General features: G+C 48.4%; 3 protein-coding genes. 2 read left to right on the forward strand and 1 reads right to left on the reverse strand.

Annotated elements, in window-relative coordinates:
* The coding region (locus KDK16_RS02020) for a YdcF family protein (RefSeq protein WP_257274431.1) at nucleotides 1–713 on the forward strand (713 nt) is incomplete at its 5' end.
* A 21-nt stretch (nucleotides 714–734) separates the two neighbouring features.
* Here the strand turns inward: KDK16_RS02020 and KDK16_RS02025 are convergent.
* Entirely contained in the window at nucleotides 735–2,138 is a 1,404-nt protein-coding gene (locus tag KDK16_RS02025; protein ID WP_257274433.1) for an aspartate ammonia-lyase, read from the reverse strand.
* A gap of 277 nt (nucleotides 2,139–2,415) precedes the next feature.
* On the opposite strand from KDK16_RS02025, the gene KDK16_RS02030 reads away from it, so the two are divergent.
* On the forward strand, nucleotides 2,416–2,850 hold a 435-nt coding region (locus KDK16_RS02030), incomplete at its 3' end, for a 2-oxoglutarate and iron-dependent oxygenase domain-containing protein (protein ID WP_257274432.1).

Below are 2,850 nucleotides of genomic sequence, written 5' to 3' on the forward strand. Positions count from 1 at the left end.
TGAATATTGTATGGATGCTGATTGTGGGAATGATCTTTAAAACAACAATGGGCTGGCTGGCGTGGGTCGCTCTGATTTTTCTCTATCTACTCTCTGTTGCGCCTGTTGCTAACCTCTTGGCCAGGGGGCTGGAGATATATCCTCCTGTTGATATAGGTGTTTGTAAAAAGGCCGACGCCATGGTGCTACTGGGGGCTGGAAGGCCCAGAAGCTCTCCTGAACTGGAGGGCTATCAGCCCACCCCTCTGTCACTTGAACGCATTCGATATACTGCCTTGCTGCACCGGCAGTGTGAAGTCCCCATTCTGGTCGCTGGAGGAGGGAAACGACCTGAATCGGAAGTGATGGTCAGGGTTCTGAAGAATGACTACAACGTTGATGTGACATGGATAGAAACTCAGAGCACGTCAACCCGGCAAAATGCCCGAAACAGTCAAAAACTACTGAGCAAAGAGCTAAGGGGTAAAAAGCTACCGGGTAAAGAGCAGGTTGTCGTTGTCCTGATCACTCATGCCTGGCATATGCCCAGGTCAGTATTGAGTTTTGAAAGGGTTGGCTTCAAAGTGATTCCGGCTCCCATGTCATTTGCCTCGAAAGAGATTACCTGGCAGAAGGGGACTTACTGGATACCAAGGGTTCGAAATCTCAGGGTGAGTGAATTGGCCCTGCACGAATATCTGGGGCTTATCTGGTACCGGCTGACCAACCGTTAGAAAGAGTATCGAAGGACAGAGCTATTTGGCAACGCCGCCTTTGGTAGCCCGTCCCGGGTCCAGAATCTTCTTCAAAGCCTCTTCTGACATGCCGGTTTTTTCTTTAGCGACTTCGATGACCGGGCGTTTTTCACGATACGCCTGTTTGGCAATTTCTGCCGCCTTCATGTAGCCAATCAAGGGGTTCAACGCTGTTACCAGCACCGGATTGCGGCTCAGGGTCTCTTTGATATGAGCTTCTCTGACGGTAAAATTGGCTATAGCTTTATCGGCGAGAATCAGGCTGCTATTGCTGGCCAGGGTAATGCTATTGATCAGGTTGTTGGCGATCAGTGGCAGCATAACATTGAGCTGAAAATTACCAGATTGGGCTGCAATAGCAATGGCTGCATCCAGTCCTGTGATTTGGGCGGCCGCCATAGTAACTGATTCACAGATAACCGGATTCACCTTACCTGGCATGATACTGGAGCCAGGCTGCAGGGTAGGCAGTTCAATTTCACCGAGCCCCGCCAAAGGTCCACTGTTCATCAGGCGCAGATCATTGGCGATCTTCATCAGTGACACCGCTACACTGCGAAGGTCAGAAGACAGTTCAAGCGCTGTGGCCGGCAGGCTTTGGGCAGCAAAGAAGTTATTGGCAGGCTTGAAAAGCAGGCCGGTATCCTGACTCAGCTGTTTGCTGACTTTTTTTGCAAAGTCTTCATGGGTGTTGGTTCCGGTTCCCACAGCGGTTCCACCCAGGGTGAGTTGAGAGAGACGCTCCAGGGTCTGCCTGATTCGCTGTCTGTCATTGTTGAGCAGCGCTATCCAACCACTGATTTCCTGACCAAAAGTCACTGGCATGGCATCCATCATATGGGTTCGGCCGGTTTTCACAGTATTCTCAAGCTCTATCCGACGCTTTTCCATGACCTTCAGAAGATGATCCAAAGCGGGCAGCAATTGATTATGAATCAGCAATGCAGACGATACATGAATAGCAGAAGGAATCACGTCGTTACTACTTTGGCCCATATTGACGTGATCATTGGGCGAGATTTTTAATCCGGAAGAACGATTGACCAGATTACTGATCACTTCGTTCACATTCATATTGCTGCTCGTTCCAGAACCAGTCTGAAAGACATCGATAGGAAACTGATCAGCGTATTTTCCTTCAATAAGAATGTCTGCCGCTTCAATAATGGCCAGAGCATTGTCATCAGCCAGTAACTCAAGTGACTGATTGGTTCGGGCTGCGGCTTTTTTGATGCGGACAATGGCTTCAATGAAAGGGTGAGGCAATGACTGGCCACTGACAGGAAAATTCTCAACCGCTCGCTGGGTCTGGGCACCGTACAGGGCATCCCTGGGAACAGTCACTTCTCCCAGACTATCTCGTTCAATTCGCACCCCGGATAGGGGTTCTGTAGAGCTGTACATGGCTGTCGACTGTCCCATTAGTAGTGCCAGAGTCAAATGTCGCCAGGGCTTTAGCATGAAGTTGGAGTTTTTCATTGAATCGGAACTCAATCCAGTCCGGAATTCGGACGCGAACGCCAATATCATAGATCCTTATAGCCTATCGGCGGTTGTTGAGAATAAAAAATCAATCTTTTGTATAAAGCCGGTTAAATGCCTTTATTGCTACGTAAAGCTTGTTCTTTTCTTTTACTAAACGATAATACTTCGTCACTTTTTTTCACCGGATATCAAGTTAATGGACGTTCAGGTAGTCGACTATACGGCCACAGATGCGGCTCAAAAATTTGTCGAATCGCTCCGCGAAACCGGTTTTGCGGTTTTAACCAATCACCCCCTGAGTCAGGATCTGGTTCAGTCAATTTACGATAACTGGTTGAATTTCTTTAATTCTCCGGCCAAACAGGATTTTCTGTTTGATGCCGTGAAACAGGACGGCTATTTCCCGCCAGAAGTGTCTGAAGTGGCCAAGGGGCATCAGAAGAAAGATATTAAAGAGTATTACCATATTTACCCTTGGGGAAGGATTCCTGCTGATCTGAAATCAGACATTACAGATTATTATGAGAAAGCCTCTGGTCTGGCGGGTGAGCTGCTGGGCTGGGTTGAAAGTAATGCACCTTCTGAAGTGTCTGAAGGCTTTTCCGAGCCGCTCTCCCGTATGATTGAGGAT

It is taken from the genome of Endozoicomonas sp. SESOKO4 (assembly GCF_024606275.1).